This is a genomic window from Paenibacillus salivarius (assembly GCF_051307165.1).
Classification (GTDB): Bacteria; Bacillota; Bacilli; order Paenibacillales; family Paenibacillaceae; genus Fontibacillus.
This window is the reverse complement of record NZ_CP195592.1, coordinates 3,685,466-3,704,592: the sequence shown is the minus strand read 5'-3', so window position 1 is coordinate 3,704,592 and position 19,127 is coordinate 3,685,466. Positions and strand designations below refer to the sequence as shown.

The 19,127-nt window shown below is 48.2% G+C and carries 16 protein-coding genes and 1 pseudogene; 15 read left to right on the top strand and 2 right to left on the bottom strand.

Features of this window, described 5'->3' with window-relative positions:
* Window positions 1-134: 134 nt before the first annotated feature.
* Entirely contained in the window at window positions 135-1,055 is a 921-nt protein-coding gene (locus ACSFXJ_RS17055) for a hypothetical protein (protein ID WP_435921565.1), read from the bottom strand.
* A 480-nt stretch (window positions 1,056-1,535) separates the two neighbouring features.
* Between ACSFXJ_RS17055 and ACSFXJ_RS17050 the strand changes: the two genes are divergently transcribed.
* The 8 genes and pseudogenes from ACSFXJ_RS17050 (at window position 1,536) to ACSFXJ_RS17015 (ending at window position 7,018) form a co-directional block, all read left to right on the top strand.
* Window positions 1,536-2,810, top strand: a complete 1,275-nt coding sequence (locus tag ACSFXJ_RS17050; protein ID WP_435921564.1) for an MFS transporter — start codon at window positions 1,536-1,538, stop codon at window positions 2,808-2,810.
* Window positions 2,782-3,123 (top strand): hypothetical protein, encoded by a 342-nt coding sequence (locus tag ACSFXJ_RS17045; protein WP_435921563.1) that lies wholly within the window; start codon window positions 2,782-2,784, stop codon window positions 3,121-3,123. Before ACSFXJ_RS17050 ends, ACSFXJ_RS17045 begins: the two co-directional genes overlap by 29 nt.
* Window positions 3,124-3,174: 51 nt before the next feature.
* Window positions 3,175-3,504: pseudogene (locus ACSFXJ_RS17040) on the top strand (imm11 family protein); the annotation flags it as partial.
* Window positions 3,501-4,946 carry a hypothetical protein gene (locus tag ACSFXJ_RS17035; protein WP_435921561.1) on the top strand — a complete coding sequence of 482 codons (1,446 nt, stop codon included), beginning with the start codon at window positions 3,501-3,503 and terminating at the stop codon, window positions 4,944-4,946. The pseudogene ACSFXJ_RS17040 and the gene ACSFXJ_RS17035, both read left to right, overlap by 4 nt.
* 145 nt (window positions 4,947-5,091) lie before the next feature.
* Window positions 5,092-5,526, top strand: coding sequence for a hypothetical protein (locus tag ACSFXJ_RS17030; RefSeq protein ID WP_435921559.1), 435 nt, complete (start codon window positions 5,092-5,094; stop codon window positions 5,524-5,526).
* Entirely contained in the window at window positions 5,523-5,915 is a 393-nt protein-coding gene (locus ACSFXJ_RS17025) for a hypothetical protein (RefSeq protein WP_435921557.1), read from the top strand. The genes ACSFXJ_RS17030 and ACSFXJ_RS17025 overlap by 4 nt, the downstream gene beginning before the upstream one ends.
* A 21-nt stretch (window positions 5,916-5,936) precedes the next feature.
* Window positions 5,937-6,443, top strand: a complete 507-nt coding sequence (locus ACSFXJ_RS17020; protein ID WP_435921556.1) for a GNAT family N-acetyltransferase — start codon at window positions 5,937-5,939, stop codon at window positions 6,441-6,443.
* A gap of 26 nt (window positions 6,444-6,469) precedes the next feature.
* Window positions 6,470-7,018, top strand: coding sequence for a GNAT family N-acetyltransferase (locus tag ACSFXJ_RS17015; protein WP_435921554.1), 549 nt, complete (start codon window positions 6,470-6,472; stop codon window positions 7,016-7,018).
* A gap of 80 nt (window positions 7,019-7,098) precedes the next feature.
* Here the strand turns inward: ACSFXJ_RS17015 and ACSFXJ_RS17010 are convergent, their stop codons facing one another.
* Window positions 7,099-7,467 (bottom strand): hypothetical protein, encoded by a 369-nt coding sequence (locus tag ACSFXJ_RS17010; RefSeq protein WP_435921553.1) that lies wholly within the window; start codon window positions 7,465-7,467, stop codon window positions 7,099-7,101.
* A gap of 239 nt (window positions 7,468-7,706) precedes the next feature.
* Between ACSFXJ_RS17010 and ACSFXJ_RS17005 the strand changes: the two genes are divergently transcribed.
* The 7 genes from ACSFXJ_RS17005 to ACSFXJ_RS16975 all read left to right on the top strand — a co-directional run bounded on the left by ACSFXJ_RS17005 (window position 7,707) and on the right by ACSFXJ_RS16975 (window position 19,123).
* Window positions 7,707-9,977, top strand: a complete 2,271-nt coding sequence (locus tag ACSFXJ_RS17005; protein WP_435921551.1) for a helix-turn-helix domain-containing protein — start codon at window positions 7,707-7,709, stop codon at window positions 9,975-9,977.
* 2,333 nt (window positions 9,978-12,310) lie between these two features.
* Entirely contained in the window at window positions 12,311-13,273 is a 963-nt protein-coding gene (locus ACSFXJ_RS17000) for an ABC transporter permease (RefSeq protein WP_435921550.1), read from the top strand.
* Window positions 13,274-13,326: 53 nt separating this feature from the next.
* Window positions 13,327-14,229, top strand: a complete 903-nt coding sequence (locus tag ACSFXJ_RS16995) for a carbohydrate ABC transporter permease (RefSeq protein WP_435921548.1) — start codon at window positions 13,327-13,329, stop codon at window positions 14,227-14,229.
* Window positions 14,230-14,265: 36 nt separating this feature from the next.
* A complete protein-coding gene (locus ACSFXJ_RS16990; protein WP_435921547.1) occupies window positions 14,266-15,912 on the top strand; it encodes an ABC transporter substrate-binding protein in 1,647 nt (548 codons plus the stop codon).
* Window positions 15,913-15,981: 69 nt separating this feature from the next.
* Window positions 15,982-17,022, top strand: coding sequence for a glycoside hydrolase family 88/105 protein (locus ACSFXJ_RS16985; protein ID WP_435921545.1), 1,041 nt, complete (start codon window positions 15,982-15,984; stop codon window positions 17,020-17,022).
* 125 nt (window positions 17,023-17,147) lie between these two features.
* Entirely contained in the window at window positions 17,148-17,834 is a 687-nt protein-coding gene (locus ACSFXJ_RS16980) for a FadR/GntR family transcriptional regulator (RefSeq protein WP_435921543.1), read from the top strand.
* 59 nt (window positions 17,835-17,893) lie between these two features.
* A complete protein-coding gene (locus ACSFXJ_RS16975) occupies window positions 17,894-19,123 on the top strand; it encodes an MFS transporter (RefSeq protein WP_435921541.1) in 1,230 nt (409 codons plus the stop codon).
* Window positions 19,124-19,127: the final 4 nt, after the last annotated feature.

Here is a 19,127-nt window from a genome sequence, read left to right as displayed (position 1 = left end):
TCATAAGGAATGGATGCAAAAAGGCTCGCGCCTCTTGAGGCGCGGGCCTTTTTTTGCGTTCCAACTAAAGAGCCTGTAGCGAATGAAATTCCCTGGGAAATGATGACCCGATGGCAACGGGAATATGTTACTTGTTACTCCTTCTCTATCATTTCTTTCAGCGAAGGATAGCTGTGTATGGCAATACCGCCGAAACCGTCATGGCCCGAATAATGGTCGATCACCGTATTTAATTGATCGTTCAAATAATCCATCCCCCTATTGTAATAGGTGATCTCGTTCGTGACGGTACTGCCGTTCGGAGGATTGGTCTCCGTGCCGATATAAATCGTTTTGCCGATTTTCGCCGCATAATCCGCATCCGTCAGTGATCCGCGAATTTGTCGTTCGGCCGTATCGCGGTAGGCCATGATGGAGACGGTGTCCACGATATCCAAAACGAAGTGACTTAACGGTTTTCGCTCTCCGCCGGTTTCCACCATGACTTGATTTTCCCCGCCTCCATACCACCAAGGGATGGCCGCGTTGAACTCCAGATCCTTATCCCTTGCGGAAATCTCGTTCGCTATTTTCTTTAAAACCTGTATATATTGAAAGGCTACGGAACCTCGTTTGGTTTTATATTCAGCCAGCGTATGGGGTTCAATATCAAATTGAATTCCGTCAAATTTGCTGGATTGGCGGCTCTCATTAAATGTCAGCACTTGACGAAGCTGCTCCAACGCTTCCCGGTGACGGGCTTCCAGCGCCCAATTGGCTCTGCCGACCAGGGCGAACACGCGGATTCCGTTCTCGTGGGCTCTCCGGATCAGTTCCTCATAGGTTGCGGGTTGATCGGATAGTGTGTTTCTTGTCCCAATGAACAGCAAATTGATATTATTTTTATTTAAGAACTCCAGCAACTGCGTGATTTTGTCGGAATCGGAAGCGGCTTCATAAAAATCCCAAACCCATAATGCTCTTGTAAGCTCGTTGTTTGCCTGAGCCGGGGCCGGAGATAAGCTGAGCAACGTCAAACATATCGCTAATAAGAACTTCGTGACACTGTTTTTCATCTGACTTTCCTCCATTCTCTTGATCAGGACAGAGATTATCACAAAGCGCGGTTGTTCGAATGATCTGATGGGACTATTGTGGAGGATAATGTTTAAATTTGTCATATTTGTGTCCGGATGGTGAGATGGGGCGTTGGATGCAGGCGGGAGCGTTCTTTGGAGACGGCAGGCTTAGAAATAAGGACTATATTGGGCTCTATTTTTGAAAAAAGCTGGCTTTCGGAAAATATAAGGGCATTTTTGGTCTCTATTTGAGCGAAAATCGTGGGGAATGATCGTTTTTGCAGCTTTATTAGAAGAATAAGGCCTTTTTTATCCGTTATTTTCAGATAAGCGGGCGGAATCGGTGAAATAAGGCCCAAAATTGCTCTTATTTTAGTTAATTATGGTATCGTAGACGTCAACCGCAATATTTTATAGTTAAAAAATGGATATGAGTATATAATGACTTGATACTGTTTGCTACATAGGGGGATTCATTTGAACATCAAACGGCATTTCTTCGTATATAAAGGCCTTCCCAAAGATATCTATCTTCTTTTTATCGCGGTCGTGATCAATAAAATCGGCAGCTTTATAGCTCCATTGATGACATTGATTATGACCGTAAAAGTCGGCTTTTCCGCAGCGGAAGCGGGATTGTTCTCCACCTTATCCATGGTGACGCAGGCTCCTTTCATTATGTTGGGCGGCATCCTGGCGGATAAATTCGGGAGCAAAAGAATCATCGTCATTTTTCAGTCGATCGGCGCACTGATTTATATCGTTTGCGGGTTTATGCAACCCAGCCTCATCTTCGCGATTTTGCTTGTGGTTACTTCCAGTATGTATGCGCTTGTATCCCCTGCCATGAATGCGATGGTCCCGACGATCACCCCGGCCCCGTTAGTGAAGAATGCGTATTCGTTGATATATCTGGGCATGAATCTGGGATTAGCAATGGGCCCGACGATAGGAGGGGTTTTGTTCAACGAACATTTGAATCTGCTCTTTTTTTTGAGCGCGCTTGCGACGATTCTTTCGACAGGATTCATATTATTTCTTATTCGCGGAACCGACTCGATGAATGAATCGAGATCCACATCCGCGGCGGAACCGGACAACCATCCCGAAACCGACTCCATCTTTTCTTTTTTGCGCCGCAACTCGGTCCTGTTGGTTTTTTCCATCATCATGCTTATCTATAATTTTTGTTATATCCAGTGGGACTTTCTGCTTCCGCTGCAGACCGTGGAGCTTTTTGAAGAGAGCGGCCCCGGCGTATTCAGCATTTTGTTAAGTACGAATGCGCTGATCGTCATTATTCTTACTCCGATATTAACTTCGATCACGCAAAACGTAGGTCCATTAAAAAGTATTTTCGTCGGCGGAATCTTCTATTTCGGCTCCTATCTTTTGTTCGCGACTCATGGATATTTGATCACTTTTATTTCGGCAATCATCATCATGACCATTGGAGAAATTCTCATCTCCATTAATTCGAATAATTATATCGCCAAACTTACGCCTCAAAAATATTTGGGCAGGGCCACTTCCCTTTTATTTCTTGTCAATGGATTAGGCTTCGCCATAGGGCCGGCCATAATGGGTTATCTATTGAAGTTTGCGAGCTTCTCCGAAGCCTGGCTTATTGTGGCTGCTATTATGCTAGTCGGGGCGGGCTCTATGTATTTTGTGAGGCGATTGGAGAGAGTTAGCACTATTGAGAGCCGGGAGGATACGACCAGTGCTGAAAGTCTACCGTTGGGGTTATGAATCCGATAAATATGATTCTTTTACTTTTCCTAATCCAATCGAAGTAATGGATGAATATTTTGATCGTTATTTTAATGGAACTTTAATCGGTGATCATTGGGGAGATATAGAGTTCAAAACCTATCGTTCGAGGAAACCTTGTGATTGTACGGGAATTGGCAGTAATATCCCGATCTTTAATGAACGGGCAATCCAAGCACTTGCTCCGTATCTAGACTCGAATGCAGAGCTACTTCCTTTGAAGCATCCGACTCAGAGCTTCTTTGCCATAAACGTGATAAGGATCATCGATGGATTGGATTACGAAAATTAAGAGGTTGAGTACGTCGAAGGACACCCTAACTTTGTAAGAGAAGTAAAAAAGTTTGCATTTAAACTGAACGTTATCCAAGACTACCCCATTTTTAAAATTCCGGAATATAAAAGCCTCCGCGTTTTTGTAACCGACACATTTAAAGAAGCGGTGGAAGCCAACGGACTTAAAGGTTTTACATTCGAGTTATTGTGGGATTCTGAAGATAATGGAGATGCGGAAGCAAAACTGGAGCGGCAATACCAAGAGGCGTTAGCGGCAATAGAGCGGAATAAAGGCGAGGAATTTTCTTTTAAAGAAGCCTTGAAACGGATGGAAGCTGGGGAGAACGTTGCCAGCGGAAAATGGAGATTGCAAAGTAGAAAGGTGGTGCAGTCATGAGCAGTACAATATTCACCATGCTTGTGTGGGATGTCAACAAGACGACACTAAAGGCATATTTAAAAAAGCAAAAGAATACGTGCTATATAAAATCTGCATCCGAAAATATAATTGCGGTCGCTTCCAAGGAAATTACGGAAAACGGGAAGGACATGAGTCTCAGAACATCCGCCGAGCTCGAAACGCGAACGGTGCTGCTGGTTCATAGCGAGGATTACGGGTGGGGATTCGATGCTTACTTGAACGGCAAGGAAAGCGGATCATTTTTTCTGAACTATGATACTCCCACCGATCATCATTGGGTTGAAGATCCGTTATTTGATTTTGCGGCAAATCCAGAATTTATTGAGGAGTTGTCGAAGTGTTTGACATCCGGGCAGGAAGAATTGATTTATCAGAACAGCTGGCGCCTGTTCGAAACAGCTTTAGGGATCGATATTTACGATGACTATCATTATGACTCTCTGGATGCATTTCCGGAAGGACTCCTCAAAGACAATGGCATAGAGGTTGTTTCCCAAAAAAAGTCTTCATTTAAGAAGCTATTGGAAAAATATATCGAGCCGTATATGGCACAAAGAGGGTTTAAGTTGGATACTTCTTATAGGTTGCCTTATGAATACTGTTACTTTAAAAAGGTGAATGGATATTTTATTGGTCTAATGATAGACGGAAGTAAAGATTATATTACACCGAAACTTAAAACAATATTTGGAGATGTTTTACTATTTGATTCTCCCCGATATTTCAAGAACGAAGAGGAGCTTGAGCAACTTCTGAAAGAGACTATAGAGCAATTTGATAGAAAAATGAATAAAAACAAGGATAAGCTGGACTTCGAGGTTTTTGATCACGAAAAAGTATTTAAGGATCATATGGATGAATATATGCTGTCAAAAGGATATCAAGTGGTTAAATCGAGTCTTGGTAAATTAACAGGGGGGGAGATAATTTATCGTAGAATCGATAAGGATCATGAAATAGAATTTAGCCACGGACAATTTTATTTAGGGCTCAGTGCGTTTTATAAAAAAGGGGAGATTGGTGAGACTATTCGTATACGTGATGACGCCGGAAATCATACAAGTCGAACCTATAAAAATCAAATAGAGTACATTGAATTATTAAATAAATATAAGCATGAGTTGAACAAGATTGTACAGGCTCTAGAAACGGAGCTCGAGCCCGAATATCAGGAGGCCTTAACGGCAGTTGAACGAAATAAGGGGAAAGAATTTTCTTTTTCAAAGGCGTTAAAAAGGATAGAGGCTGGAGAGTGCGTTGGAACCGGGAAGTATAGATTGCAGAAGGCACCAGATGGGTTGGTGAGGCTGGGTACACTCCAGGCTGACGGTACTTATAGATGGGTTCAGCCGGTAAATTATCCGCCGATTCTGCTTGACCTGAAATGGCATGCGGTTAATTCGATGCCTATAAATTAATACATGACAGATCGAAGCACCAAAAGGGAGAATTCCTTCGTTATTTGGTGCTTTATGATTTCAATTTTTCAAAAAGTCACTTGTAACATATGCCCAGTAATCCTCGTCTACTTCTGTAAATAATAAATAACCCGGAAGCGGTAGGATGATCTTGCGCGTGGTGAAGCATATGATTCTTTGGATGTTGTCGGTGGCCTTATTTGTATCGGCGTCAATTGCGCTGGAGCTTATCGAAGGATACAAAATCACGACGACAGAATATTACGGCTTGCAAAATATCGGTTTTGCCTACGTGGCGGTTCAGTTCTTGTTTTCCGTCATTCTGTATCCTATAATTTTAGGTCCGATCTCCTGGATTACACAAAAGATTGCGCCCAGGGTGATAGGAGTTCTTATACTCATCCTGCTGTGGGGAGTCGGCGGGTACGCGATATTCCACAGGTCTTACCAGGACAGGTTTGTGGAGGAGTACGGTTTGAGTAGCGTTACGGCAATTCTGCTTTTCGGTTTGGCAGGGATCATGTATGCGCTGGCGGAGTTCTTTCTTGAAAAAAAGCTAAAGGAGAGAACAGTAGCGTGAAAAAAGCAGCCATTTGTTTTCTATGCGTAGTCGTTCTTTTTGTGCTCTCTGGATGCGGTTCCTTAAATACATCTCAACAAGAAGTCGTTACGATCGGAAACCCTACCGCCGGGGAGGTGCTGAGCCTTAACCCGGAAGCAAACATTTTTATGTATTCGGATACGATTTATATGGCGGATGTCGAATGGGTGAATGAGCTGGAGCTTACAAAGGATCGCGCGGTCACCGAAATTGTGAAGCAAACCAACGATGTTCATGAGTTCGAGAACGGGACGGCCAATCATCTCAAAGCAGGAACGAAGATCTATCGCGTCAAAGAAAGAGGAGACATCTTGATTGCGGAGACGGAGGAAGGGGACGTCCGGTTTTATCAGTTGGTAGAAGGCTAAATTTTTATTTGGAGGAATACCATGAAAAGCATGAAAACCGAAAGATTGTACCTGAGGGGATACACCCTGGAAGACCTTCCCGATCTCCATAACATTTTATCCGATCCCCGGACGATGAGCTTTTGGCCGGCTCCCTTTACGCTTGAGGATAGCGAACGCTGGATCCGAAGGAATATGGAAAGTTACGACAAAGGTTTCGGAAGGATGGCTGTCATTCTTCAAGAAAGCGGCGCATTGGTCGGTGATGTGGGGTTACAGATGTACGAGACGGACGGAGCCTTGGAAAATGACCTGGGTTATATCATCCATTCGGCGTATTGGAACCGCGGATTCGGTTTTGAAGCGGCGGAGGCCGTGATGGCGTATGGCTTGCAGGATTTGCAAATGAAAAGAATTTGCGCCAACATGCCGGTTGAACACACGAGCTCGAGGAAAGTGGCGGAAAAATTGGGGATGGTTTTGGAGAAGCGATTTATGAACGTGCGGAATCGGAATTTACCCACGTTTCTATATGCCAAAAATGTTTGATAAAACGGGAATGATGAGGTTGAACAATGACGAATTCTATATTATTAACGAACGGCGTCTCGTTACGAGTGATTGATGAGTCTTTTTCCAATGAAGTATCGGATTTTTTCGCCCGGAACAAGGATTTCCTGGAACCGTGGGAAGCCAAGCGAAATGACGAGTATTACAGCGCGGAATTTCAGAAATCCATCTTGCGGGATGAATTCGCCTTAATCCGGGAAGGCAGCCTTTTTAAAGTGTGGATCTTTAAAGACGATACCCTGATCGGATCGATTGCTCTCAGCAATATTGTGAGGGGAGCTTTCCAATCGTGCCACTTGGGGTACCGGCTTGATGAACACGAGCAAGGCAAAGGAATCATGGCGGAAGCTTTGAAGTGGGTCATCGACTATGCATTTCAGGAATTACGGCTGCACCGGATTGAAGCCAACATTATGCCGAGAAACCGGCGGTCGATGCGTTTAGCCGAAAAACTCGGATTTCAACATGAGGGTCTGGCCAGAAAATATTTGAAAATCAACGGAGTTTGGGAAGATCATATTCACATGGTGCTTTTAAATGAAGAACTGGAGTAGTCGGGATGATCATTATAGCAAGCGATCTGCGTTAAGGAAGGGAAACCTTCTCGGGGAGCGGACACTTGTTTTTTTATGGCCTAGTTATTCGCCGTAAGGTCGTCCATCGCCTGAACAGCCAGTTCCAATGATTTGATTCTTCGTTCCAGAAGCGTTTTTTGAGGACTGTCTGCCTTGGACTTGTCATAAATGCTCTCAATGGAAGGGAATAAGCCGATCAGAATATGTCGAGCTTCCGCGATCTCTTCCCGGGTATAATGATGGGCTTTTTGATTCCAAACGTTTTCCAGCATGGCCAAGCCGATGTGAAGAGATTTGAGCCGCTTTTCTATTAATGTGGTATTTGCGCCTTTCCGATTCATCTGAGCCAGGGCATTTTCGGATTTGCGGATGGTCGATTGGAAGGACTTTATGGATTCCAATTGAATTGAAACGGGTACATTTTCCATGTTTTTGCCGTTCTCTCCTCGCCGTAGAATGATTTCACTCGGATGTAAGTGTATCATAGATGATTGAATTTTTTACACGCGCGTTTGGCGAAAAAGTAAAAAGATGGTTGATATCGGGAGTTGAAGGAAATATATTTATAATAAATAAGAACTCTTTTACGTTTCTTTTAATGAAAGCGTATACAAACGGAGAAAAGGCATCGCTTTACGGCAAGTTTTTAAAGGAAAGAGGGTTGAACATGAAACGAATTCCGATGATGCTTCAATTGGCAATGATTCTGTTCTGCGTCATGGCTATTCCTTTGTCGATCCTGACCTGGTACAGCGGCACGCAAATACTGCATAATTCGGAGCGGGCTATCGCGGAATCCTCGCTCGCGGGATTAAACGCGAACCGCAAATTGAACGAAAACGCGCTGAACAACCTGGCTCAGGATGCGGTGCGTCTTTCCGCGACCCATATTTTCGACCGGATCCGCAATTTCGAAACCTACGCCGAGCTGAAAGAAAATTACGGCAATGTGAGCGGCGCGCAATCCGTGCTCAATGAACTGGTGAACTTGAACCATCGGGTAGACGGCGTGTATTCGACCTATTTTTACCTGACGGGGGCCAACTATGTCATTTCAACCGATAAAGGGATCACGACGCTGGACAGGTATGAACCGGTCGACTGGATAGACCTTGCCCTAGAAGGACGTCAAGGGATCAGCGGCGTATGGGTTCCGCGCAAGATGAGCTCGGGGATGAATGTGGTGTCCTATGTGCTTCCGCTGAACCGGCTGTCGACGACGACACGCGGAACGATCGTCGTCAATTTGCGCGAAAGCCAAATCGGGAATTATTTGCGCTCCTCGCAGCGTGGCGATTACGGCTATCTGCTCATGAATTCGGACGGCACGATTATATCCCACAACGATAAGGCTCAGCTGCTCACAAAAGGCGGCGAACAGCCGTTTATCCGGGAAATCCTGGATCAAGGAGTGAAGCAGGGGTATGCGTTCCATGAGGTGAACGGGGAGCGCTTGTTGTACACTTGGTCCCGGTCCGAGCGGTTCGGATGGTGGAACGTAAACATAAATTCGATGGACGAGTTGATGACGACAACGCACTCTCTGCAGCGCAGCATCATTTTGCTGACCGTCATCATTATTTTTATCGGAACCGTGTTGGCCGTATTCCTTGCAACCTGGCTGTCCAAGCCGGTACGGGAGCTGGTGCGGACGATTCGCGACCGCGGTCATATGGGCGTGCCGGGCAAAAATGAGCTTGCATTCCTTGGCGAGGCGTTCAGGCGGATGCAGGAGGAAGAGGAAGGTCTCCAGCAGCTTTTGCGGCAGCGCGAGCAGGACACGCGCAGTCTTGCCATGCATCAATTGCTGCGGGGAGAGATGACGGATCAGGCAGCGGGGCTGCTGCCGAATCCGTATTACGTCGTGGCCGTGGTTTCGATTGACCGGTATAGGCATTATGTGCGCCAGGCCAATCCGGAGACCAGAAGCTACCATCGGTATCTTTTCAACACCCGCTGCGTGGACTTGTTTCCTGAAGAAGTTCATGCCTATAGCGTTTACCAGGGCGAGGGTTATTTTGCGATGACGATCAATTACGGACAGGAGGAACAGGGGGGAGGGGTCGAAAGAATCCATCACGCCCTGTCTGCGGTCAGGGATATGGCGGAGGAGGTTTTCGGCCATACCGTGACGATCGGCGTAAGCGGCGAAGGGAGCTCGGGCACGACGATCCCGGATCGCGCGGCGGAGGCGATGGAGGTCATTAAACACCGGATGATCGAAGGAAACGGGGGAATTATTTTTTGGAGGGAGGAAGCGGAGAGCAGCAAAAAGTACATGTACCCCTCCAACAGCGAAAGGCGGATCCTCAATTTTTTGGATACGGGAGATCATGACAGCATCATCAAAGAGCTGACGAACATCCGAAACGAAATTCAAGCGGCCGATTATATTTCCCACGATAATATCATGTTCATCTACAACCAACTGGTGGGCGTTACGATCAAGCACCTCAGGGAGAACAACACCAATACGGCGCGAATTTTCGCGGGGCGGGGCAACATTTATTCGGCGATCGCCTCGATGGATACGCTTGACGAGCTGGAAGAATATTTGCGCGGTTTTTTTGGCGAGATCGTGGGGTACCTTGCCCGCAACCCGGGGGAAGCCGGATACGGGGATCGGATCATTAGCTACTTGGAAAAGCATTATTGCGAGGAAATCGTGTTCGAAGAGATGGCCAAGGAGATCGGCATCAGCTATTCCTATATGCGCAAGATCGTCTACGAGCTGACGGGAAAGAGTTTGATCGATTACACCAACCTGTTGCGAATCGAAAAAGCGAAGCAGCTGCTCCTGGTAACCCCGCTGACGATCGCGCAGATCGCCTCGGAGGTCGGTTACTACAATGTGCAAAGCTTCAACCGGTTTTTCCGCAAGTACGAGGGGATGCCGCCGAGCAGTTATAAATCTTCCAAGTCCCGGATCTCGTCGTAAGTGACCCGGGTGCAACGAGAGTGTTTAGTGTGACGAGTGAGTTGTTTGCGGTACGCCGAGTGCGTGAGTGCGTGAGTGAGTAAGTGCGAAAGTGCGAAAGTGCTGAGTGAGTAAGTGCGTGAGTGCGCCGAGTGCGTGAGTGTGACGAGTGAGTAAAGTGCATGAGAGCGTGAGTGAGTATGTGAGTAAGTGGCCGAGTGCGTGAGTGTGACGAGTGAGTAGGTGAGTAAGTGGCCGAGTGCGTGAGTGTGACGAGTGAGTAAAGTGCATGAGAGCGTGAGTGAGTATGTGAGTAAGTGAGTAAGTGAGTAAGTAAGTGCGGAAGTGCGGAAGTGCATGAGTGAGTAAGTGCGGAAGTGCGGAAGTGCATGAGTGAGTAAGTGCGTAGGTGCATGAGTGCGTGAGTGCGTAAGTGCATAAGTGCATAAGTGCATAAGTGCGTCAAGTGCGAAAGTGCATGAGTGAGTAAGTGCATGATTGCGTAAGTGCGTAAGTGCGTAAGTGCGTAAGTGCGTAAGTGCGTAAGTGCGTAAGTGCGTCGAATCCATTAGTGCATCAGCCGTCACAGTGCGTAACGGTTGCCCCATGCGTTATTTGGCTTGAAATGGGTGACTTGTAGCTGTAACGGTTGCTATTGCGCTTAATTAGTAGGATTAGCAGAAAACAAGACTAAAATAATCAATTAACGGCCATGGCAACCGTTAGAAAATCAAAACCTGCGCTTTTGGCGTATTAAGCTCTGTGGCAACCGTTAAAATGTAATGGCGAGCGGATCATAAAAGGCGTCCCGAGCGTAACGGTTGCCACCGGCGTTATTTGGCTTAAAATCGGTGACTTGCAGCTGTAACGGTTGCTATAGCGCTTAATTAGCAGGATTAGCGGAAAACAAGACTAAAATAAGCAAATAACGTCCATGGCAACCGTTAGAAATTCATAACCTGTGCTTTCGGCGTATTAAGCTCTGTGGCAACCGTTAAAATGCACCAGCGAGCGGATTATAAAAGGCGCCCAGAGCGTAACGGCTGCCACCGGCGTTATTTGGCTTAAAATCGGTGACTTGCAGCTGTAACGGTTGCTATAGCGCTTAATTAGCAGGATTAGCAGAAAACAAGACTAAAATAATCAATTAACGGCCATGGCAACCGTTAGAAAATCAAAACCTGTGCTTTTGGCGTATTAAGCTCTGTGGCAACCGTTAAAATGCACCGGCGAGCGGATTATAAAAGGCGCCCAGAGCGTAACGGTTGCCACCGGCGTTATTTGGCTTAAAATCGGTGATTTGTCGCTGTAACGGTTGCTATAGCGCTTAATTAGCAGGATTAGCGAAAAACAAGACTAAAATAAGCAAATAACAGCCATGGCAACCGTTAGAAATTCAAAACCTGTATTTTCGGCGTATTAACCTCTGTGGCAACCGTTAAAATGTAACGGCGAGCGAATCATAAATGGCGCCCAGAGCGTAACGGTTGCCACCGGCGTTATTTGGCTTAAAATCGGTGATTTGTCGCGTAACGGTTGCTATAGCGCTTAATTAGCAGGATTAGCTGAAAACAAGACTAAAATAAGCAAATAACGTCCATGGCAACCGTTAGAAAATCAAAACCTGTGCTTTTGGCGTATTAAGCTCTGTGGCAACCGTTAAAATGCTCCGGCGAGCGGATCATAAAAGGCGTCCCGAGCGTAACGGTTGTCACCGGCGTTATTTGGCTTAAAATCGGTGACTTGCCGCTATAACGGTTGCTATAGCGCTTAATTAGCAGGATTAGCGGAAAACAAGACTAAAATAAGCAAATAACGTCCATGGCAACCGTTAGAAATTCAAAACCTGTGCTTTTGGCGTATTAAGCTCTGTGGCAACCGTTACAATGTAACGGCGAGCGGATCATAAAAGGTGTCCCGAGCGTAACGGTTGCCACCGGCGTTATTTGGCTTAAAATCGGTGACTTGCCGCTATAACGGTTGCTATAGCGCTTAAATAGCAGGATTAGCGGAAAACAGATCAAAAATAAGCAAATAACGTCCATGGCAACCGTTAGAAATTCAAAACCTGTGCTTTCGGCGTATTAACCTCTGTGGTAACCGTTAAAATGTAACGGCGAGCGGATCATACCAAAACCTACCTCCATTTTTGCTCATACCATTCAAATTTGATTATTTTAATATCTAAAATTCCCATAAAATCAAACAAAAATCAAAAATGACGGGCATAATCAAAACTCAATATTTACCGATCGGAAATCGGGAGGGTATGATGAGACACAGCCTCGTCGTGGTTTCGTGTAATCCATGGCGATGCCGGGATTCTATATCCGGAGTGCGGAGGAGGTGAGACTTTGAAAGTTGAAAGCGCTTCAAAAAAGGAGACCTCTCTAAAGACGGAAAGGACGGCGGCTCGGGGATTCGCGCATCATCTGCGGCGGGATTACCAGCTTTACTTGCTGCTTCTGATTCCGCTGGCATTCGTGCTCGTATTCAAATACGCGCCGATGTCCGGTCTCGTGCTTGCTTTTAAGGATTACAAAATTGCCAAGGGGATCTGGGGCAGCGAATGGGTCGGATTCGAAGTGTTTGCCGAGATTTTCGCCAAGCATGATTTCGGCCGCGCTGTCCGCAATACACTGCTGCTTAACAGCCTAGACCTTCTTTTCAGTTTCACCATGCCTATTGTGCTTGCGTTATTACTCAATGAGGTCAGAAATATCCGATTCAAGCGCATCAATCAGACACTATTGTACCTGCCGCATTTTCTTTCCTGGATTATTATCGGTGCGATCGCATATCAGCTGCTAAGCGAAAGCAACGGCGTGGTCAACAACGTGATCGCCATGATGGGCGGCACGCGCGTCCCGTTTCTGCAAGAAGATTTCAACTGGCTGATCAGTTATTTGGCGATCGGTGTCTGGCAGAGCATGGGATGGGGGACGATTATTTACCTGGCCTCCATCAGCGGCATCAACCCGGAGTTATATGAAGCCGCCACCGTTGACGGCGCCGGGCGCTGGCGGAAGGTGTGGAACGTGACGCTCCCGTCGATCCGCACAACGATCGTGACCTTGCTGATCATGAACCTGGGCAGGGTCATGGAGGGCTCGTTCGAGCGCATTTTTGCCTTGCAAAACAAAGCCACCACGGAGTTCACAACGACAATTCCTGTGTTGGTCTACAGGTGGGGGATCGAAAGCGGTAACTTCAGCCGGGCGACGGCGCTCGGGTTGTTCCAGTCCCTCATCGGGCTGCTGCTGGTGCTGCTGGCCGACCGCGTTGCCAAGAAGCTCGGCGAAGACGGATTGCTGTAAGAAGGCTTCAAGTCAATAGATGACTCCACCGTTAAAAGAAAGGAGGCGAATTCATGGAAGCATCGGGCAACGCGCTTGCCGCCGTGCATCGCAAAAGACGCTTTGACGTCTGGGATGTACTGATCCATATCGCGATCGTTATCGCCTCACTGGTCTGCCTGCTGCCGTTTCTCCACGTCGCTGCCAAATCGTTTAGCGCCGACGCTTTTGTTATCGCGAACAAGATCATTCTCTGGCCGAAAGGCTTTACCATCGAGGCGTACCGTAAAATTTTTGCCGACGCCAGCATTCTGCGGTCCCTGTATATCTCGGTGATTGTGACGGTATTGTTCACGATTCTGGGGATGATCATCACGGTTTGCGCGGCCTATCCTCTATCCCGAAAGCAGTTGAAGGGCCGTACGGTGCTGACTTTCATCTTTTTGTTCACCTTGTATTTCGGCGGCGGCATCATTCCCGAATACATGTTGATGAGCAACCTCGGCATGCTGGACACCCTGTGGGCACTCATTCTTCCGCAGGCATTCAGCGCCTTCAATTTCCTGATCATGAAGACCGCGATATCGAGCAGCATTCCGGTAAGTCTGGAAGAATCGGCGAGGATCGACGGAGCGGGGCATTTCCGTATCCTGTGGAGCATCGTTCTGCCTCTCTCCAAACCGATCATCGCGACACTGTCGCTCTTTTACGCCGTCGGGCGCTGGAACGCATATCAAGACGCTTTATTTTACATTAAGCAAGCGGTGGATCTGCGGCCTTTGCAGCTGAAATTGTACTATTTGGTCATTCAGGCCAGCGAGAGCTTCCAGCTGGAAACGACTCAGGTGCAGCTCAGCAATCCCGAGGTTCTCAAGGCATCGTGCGTCGTGTTTGCGACCCTTCCGATCCTGTGCATTTATCCGTTTATCCAGAAGTATTTCGTGCAAGGCGTTTTGCTAGGCGCAGTCAAGGAATAACTTTAGGACCGAAAATCGTGAAATGGGGGAAAAACGATGAACAAAAAAAGAATCGTTTCGTTGTTTTTGGCTTTAACCGTCGTATTAAGCCTTTTGTCCGCATGCTCGGGCAACGGAAATTCCAAGGCCAACAAAAACCCGGACAGTTCCTCGCCGCCGGCCGGTAATTCCGCTAACGCTTCCGGCAGCTATGCCGATTACTCGAAAGGATTTCCGGAGAAGGTGATGTTGGAAATCCCGGTTTATGAGCGCGCTTTCGAGGGATGGAACGTAACCGACAACTACTACACCCGCTGGATTCAAAAAGAATTCGGCGACAAGTACAATGTCAACGTCAAGTTCGTTCCAATCACGCGCTCGAGCGAAGTCACGGACTATGAACAACTGCTCGCATCCCGCAAGGCCCCGGATATCATTTTCCATTATGACATGCCGCAAGCGTTGGCCTACTATGGCGAGGATGTCATGCAGGAGTTGGACTACGACGAAATCGCGAACTACGCTCCTACCTATTGGAAGAACATGGGCGAAACTATTGAAAAATACGGGAGTGTGGGCGGTAAAAAGGTATTTTTCTTCGCGGCCCGTCCTGCTGCGGACAACTTTACGACCTTGATCCGCAAAGACTGGGTGGAGAAAGTCGGCATGAAGGTGGAGGATCTGACCTCCCTGGAGAAATTCAATGAGATGCTGGCGAAATGGAAGGATGCGGGACTCGGCGTGGCCGGCGGAACCTTGCTGCAAAACTTTTACAATTTCAACTATGGGTTCCGCGATTGGCCGATCGACGCGAAGGAACGGGCGCTATACTCCGACCTTAGCGTGGCGGACCTGACGTCTCCGGCTACCGAACGCTATTTGCGCAACCTGAACTATCAATACAACAACGGCTTGATCGACAAGGAATTTTATTTGCGTAACGATGAAAATAAAGCCAAGGCCGAATTCGTGGCGGGCAAGACCGGTACGTTCGCTTTCTACCTGGCCAGCAATACGGATGTTCTTACCGCTACGCTTGCCAACAACAAGGATGCGGAGTTCGCCGTGCTGCCACCAGGAGCCGGGGTTCCGGAAGGCAATGTGCCGCAAGGACGCGCATACTGGCCGTTCGGGTTCATCATGGGCATCAACTACGAATCTTCCGCCGAGGAACGCGCTGCCGTCTGGATGTACCTGGAGTGGCTGAGCCAGCCTGATAATCTATTCTTCCTGCAAAACGGAGTCGAAGGCCAAAACTATACGCTGGATGAAGAAGGAATTGCCGTGAAGGTAGCCGATTATGCGGGCGAATCCAAGCTGTCCAACAATAACAACAAGGATTACTGGGCATTGGTCACGGAGATGGCGGAATACTCCAGCCCGGAAGTGACCCGCAAATCGTATATCCGCAACTGGGCGCCTCCAGGGTACGAATATTTGGCTGAAGATATGCTCAAGTACTATGACGAAACGACGGAATACCGTACGCCTGACGCCTTGTTTAGCGTCGTCCTCGAAAAGGTTAACGAATACAAGGCGGATCTGAACTCCTTGTTCCAAGAGCTGTACGTCAAGTGTGTACTCGCGCCGGAAAGCGAGTTCGACGCCACTTACGAAGCCGCCAAGAAAACGTATCTCGACGCGGGTTATCAAGAGATTCTGGACGAGAAGCAAAAAGCGATTGATGCAGGACAGTACAATTAATCGTTGAACTTCTGGAATAATACGAGGCCCCTGCTTTTTGCGGGGGCTTGCGGGATATGGAGGATGGATATGTTGAAACTTACATCGGCCCGGTCCGAGTTGCAGCAAACCCTCGGGCGCGTGGTGGATTACACTTTCGGGATGGACCTTACCTGGGATTGGCCGGGAGGCGTGGCCTATTACGGGGTCAGCCGGGCGTTCGAAGCTACGGGAGAACAGGCCTATCTGGACCGGATGGCCGCATGGTGCGACGAGTATTTGGAGGCGGGCCTGCCGGTGTGGACCGTGAATACCTGCGCGATGGGGCATATGCTGCTAACCCTTTACGGGGAAACGAAGGAGCAGAAATACCTCGATCTCATTTTAAGCAAGGTGGATTACCTTCAGAATAAGGCATTGCGTTTCGGAGACCGGGTACTTCAGCATACGGTGTCGGCGAACAACGATTTTCCGGAACAGTGCTGGGCGGATACGCTGTTTATGGCGGCGTATTTTATGCTGCGCGTCGGTGTGACGTTAGGGGAGAAGCCGCTCATTGAGGATGCGCTGCACCAATTTTATTGGCATATCAATTACTTGCAGGACGAAAAGACCGGCCTTTGGTATCACGGCTACAACCACATTCAAAAGGATCATATGTCCGGCATTTACTGGGGGCGGGCGAACGCTTGGGCGGCCTACACGATGTCCCGGGTGGGAAGAGTGCTTCCCGAAGCTTATTTGTATCCGCCTTTCATGCATATCGTCAGTTCGTTGCGCGACCAGCTCGCGGCTATAAAAGTGCTGCAGAAAAATGACGGCCTCTGGGGTACCGTGCTGGATCATCCCGAAGCCTACGGGGAAGTGTCGGCCACCGCGGGAATCGCCGCAGCGATGGTAATGCAAGGTAATCCGTTGCATGCGAAATATGTGCAGAAGGCGTTGGACGGCGTTTTGGCGAACATTTCGGAGACCGGGCGAGTTCTTAACGTGTCCGGCGGAACCGCCGTCATGAACGATATCGAAGGCTATTTGGCGGTGGACAAAAAGTGGGCCCAGGGTTGGGGCCAGGGACTGGCGTTGGCCTTGCTGGCGGCCGCGATTGAGAACGACAAGGACAATGCGGAGTGAGTTTTCGAAAGCTTGGGGATAGGGTTCCTCAAGCTTTTTTGTTTTCGGTACGCCAGTACCGTTTACATTTTTTTCTTGTGGGATGGTTTGGTATATGCTAAACTTCTGAAACAGGAGATGATCAGATGAATGATAAGCTTTCATTTAAAACATTAAATCATCATAAGCTCGTGGACGATGTGGTCAATCAGTTACAGCACAAAATCTCGACGGGCGAAATTCTGCCGGGGGATAAAATTCCGACGGAGCCGGAGCTGATGGAGCGGTTTGGAGTAGGAAGATCGACGATCCGGGAAGCGATCCGGGTATTGGTGCACGCGGGACTGCTCGAGAAAAAGCAAGGGTTCGGCACGTATTTGAAAGCAACCCCCGTCATCCGGGAGCCGTTGGTCGAACGTCTGTATCGTTCGGAGCTGATGGAGGTTTTCGAGGCAAGAAAGATGTTGGAGCTGGAAATATCCCGGTTGGCCGCTCTTCGCCGCGACGACGAGGACCTGCAAAACATGCGCGGGCACCTGGACGATCGCAGCTTGGCGCTTCGGCAAAATGACCGGGATCGGTATGCCAAGTCGGATATCGAGTTTCATATGGCTATCGCGGTTGCCAGCAAAAACGGGGTCATCATCGATTTGTTCCGCACGTTCTCTCAAGTGCTGTCCGAAGCGATGAACAAGTTAAACAAAGAATACGGCTCTCATGACCCGCAATCCGACTATCATGAACAGCTGTTTGAAGCGATAAAGCATCAAGATCCGGAACTTGCCGTAAAGTCGACGCTGCTCATTTTGGAAGGTACCATGGCCGAACTGTAATTTTTTTTAAGATTAAACGTCAGATGATATGATGTTTGTCTGATGGAAGGAGAGGAACAATGAAGTCATTAACGACGCAAGCCACCGTTTATTCGATCCTGATGTCGGTCAGTCTGGTTCACCTGTTGAACGATTCGATCCAATCCGTCATCCCCGCTATTTTCCCGATTTTGCAGGGATCCTTGAAGTTAAGTTTTACGCAGATCGGCTGGATCGCGTTTACGCTGAATATCACCGCTTCGATGTTTCAACCGTTGATCGGGCTTTATACGGATAAGAAACCAAAACCGCTCTTGCTGCCCGTCGGCGTGGTCTTTTCCTTGTTCGGCATGGTGGTTTTGGCGTTCGCCACCGATTTTTGGCAGGTCATACTCTCGGTCATACTTATTGGCGTCGGTTCCTCCGTGCTTCATCCGGAAGCTTCCCGGGTTGCCCATTTGGCGGCCGGGCCTCGGAAAGGTCTGGCTCAATCCATCTTTCAAACCGGCGGGAATATCGGCCAGGCTTTGGCTCCTGTATTTACGGCCCTGATCTTCGTGCCTCTCGGACAATTCGGAATTCTTTGGTTTACGCTGGCTGCCCTGGCCGCTATTGTAGTGCAGGTTTATGTGGCCAGGTGGTACCGGGATGATATAAACAGACGGGCAGCCCGAAAAACAAAGCTTGCCCCAAAGGCCAATCCGCTTCCGGCGGGGAAAGTTGCTTATGCCATCGGGATTTTAATTATGTTATTGTTTTCAAAATTCGTTTATATGGCGAGTATGACCGGATTTTACGCATTTTATCTCATCGACAAACATGGCGTATCGACGCAGCAGGCGCAAGTCTTCCTGTTCGTGCTGCTGGTAGCCGGAGCGCTCGGGACCTTCGCCGGCGGACCGATGGCTGACCGCTTCGGACGCCGTAACATGATCTGGTTTTCGATTTTAGGTACGGCGCCTTTTTCCCTGCTGCTCCCGTATGCGAATTTGTTCTGGTCCGGGGTACTTTGCTTTTTTATCGGATTTATTTTGTTGTCGGGCTTTTCCGTCATTGTCGTTTATGCGCAGGAATTACTGCCGGGTAAAGTCGGAACCGTCTCCGGATTGTTTTTCGGGCTGGCTTTTGGGCTGGGCGGATTGGGATCGGTGGTGCTCGGTACGTTGGCTGATCAAACCAACATCGCGTTTGTCATCCAAATTTGTGCCTATTTGCCGCTCATCGGCCTTCTCGCCGCTTTTCTTCCGACGGATGCCGCATTGAAACTGAAGCCCGACGCTTTAGATGCCGCGATGAACCCGAGTGCCTAGGAGG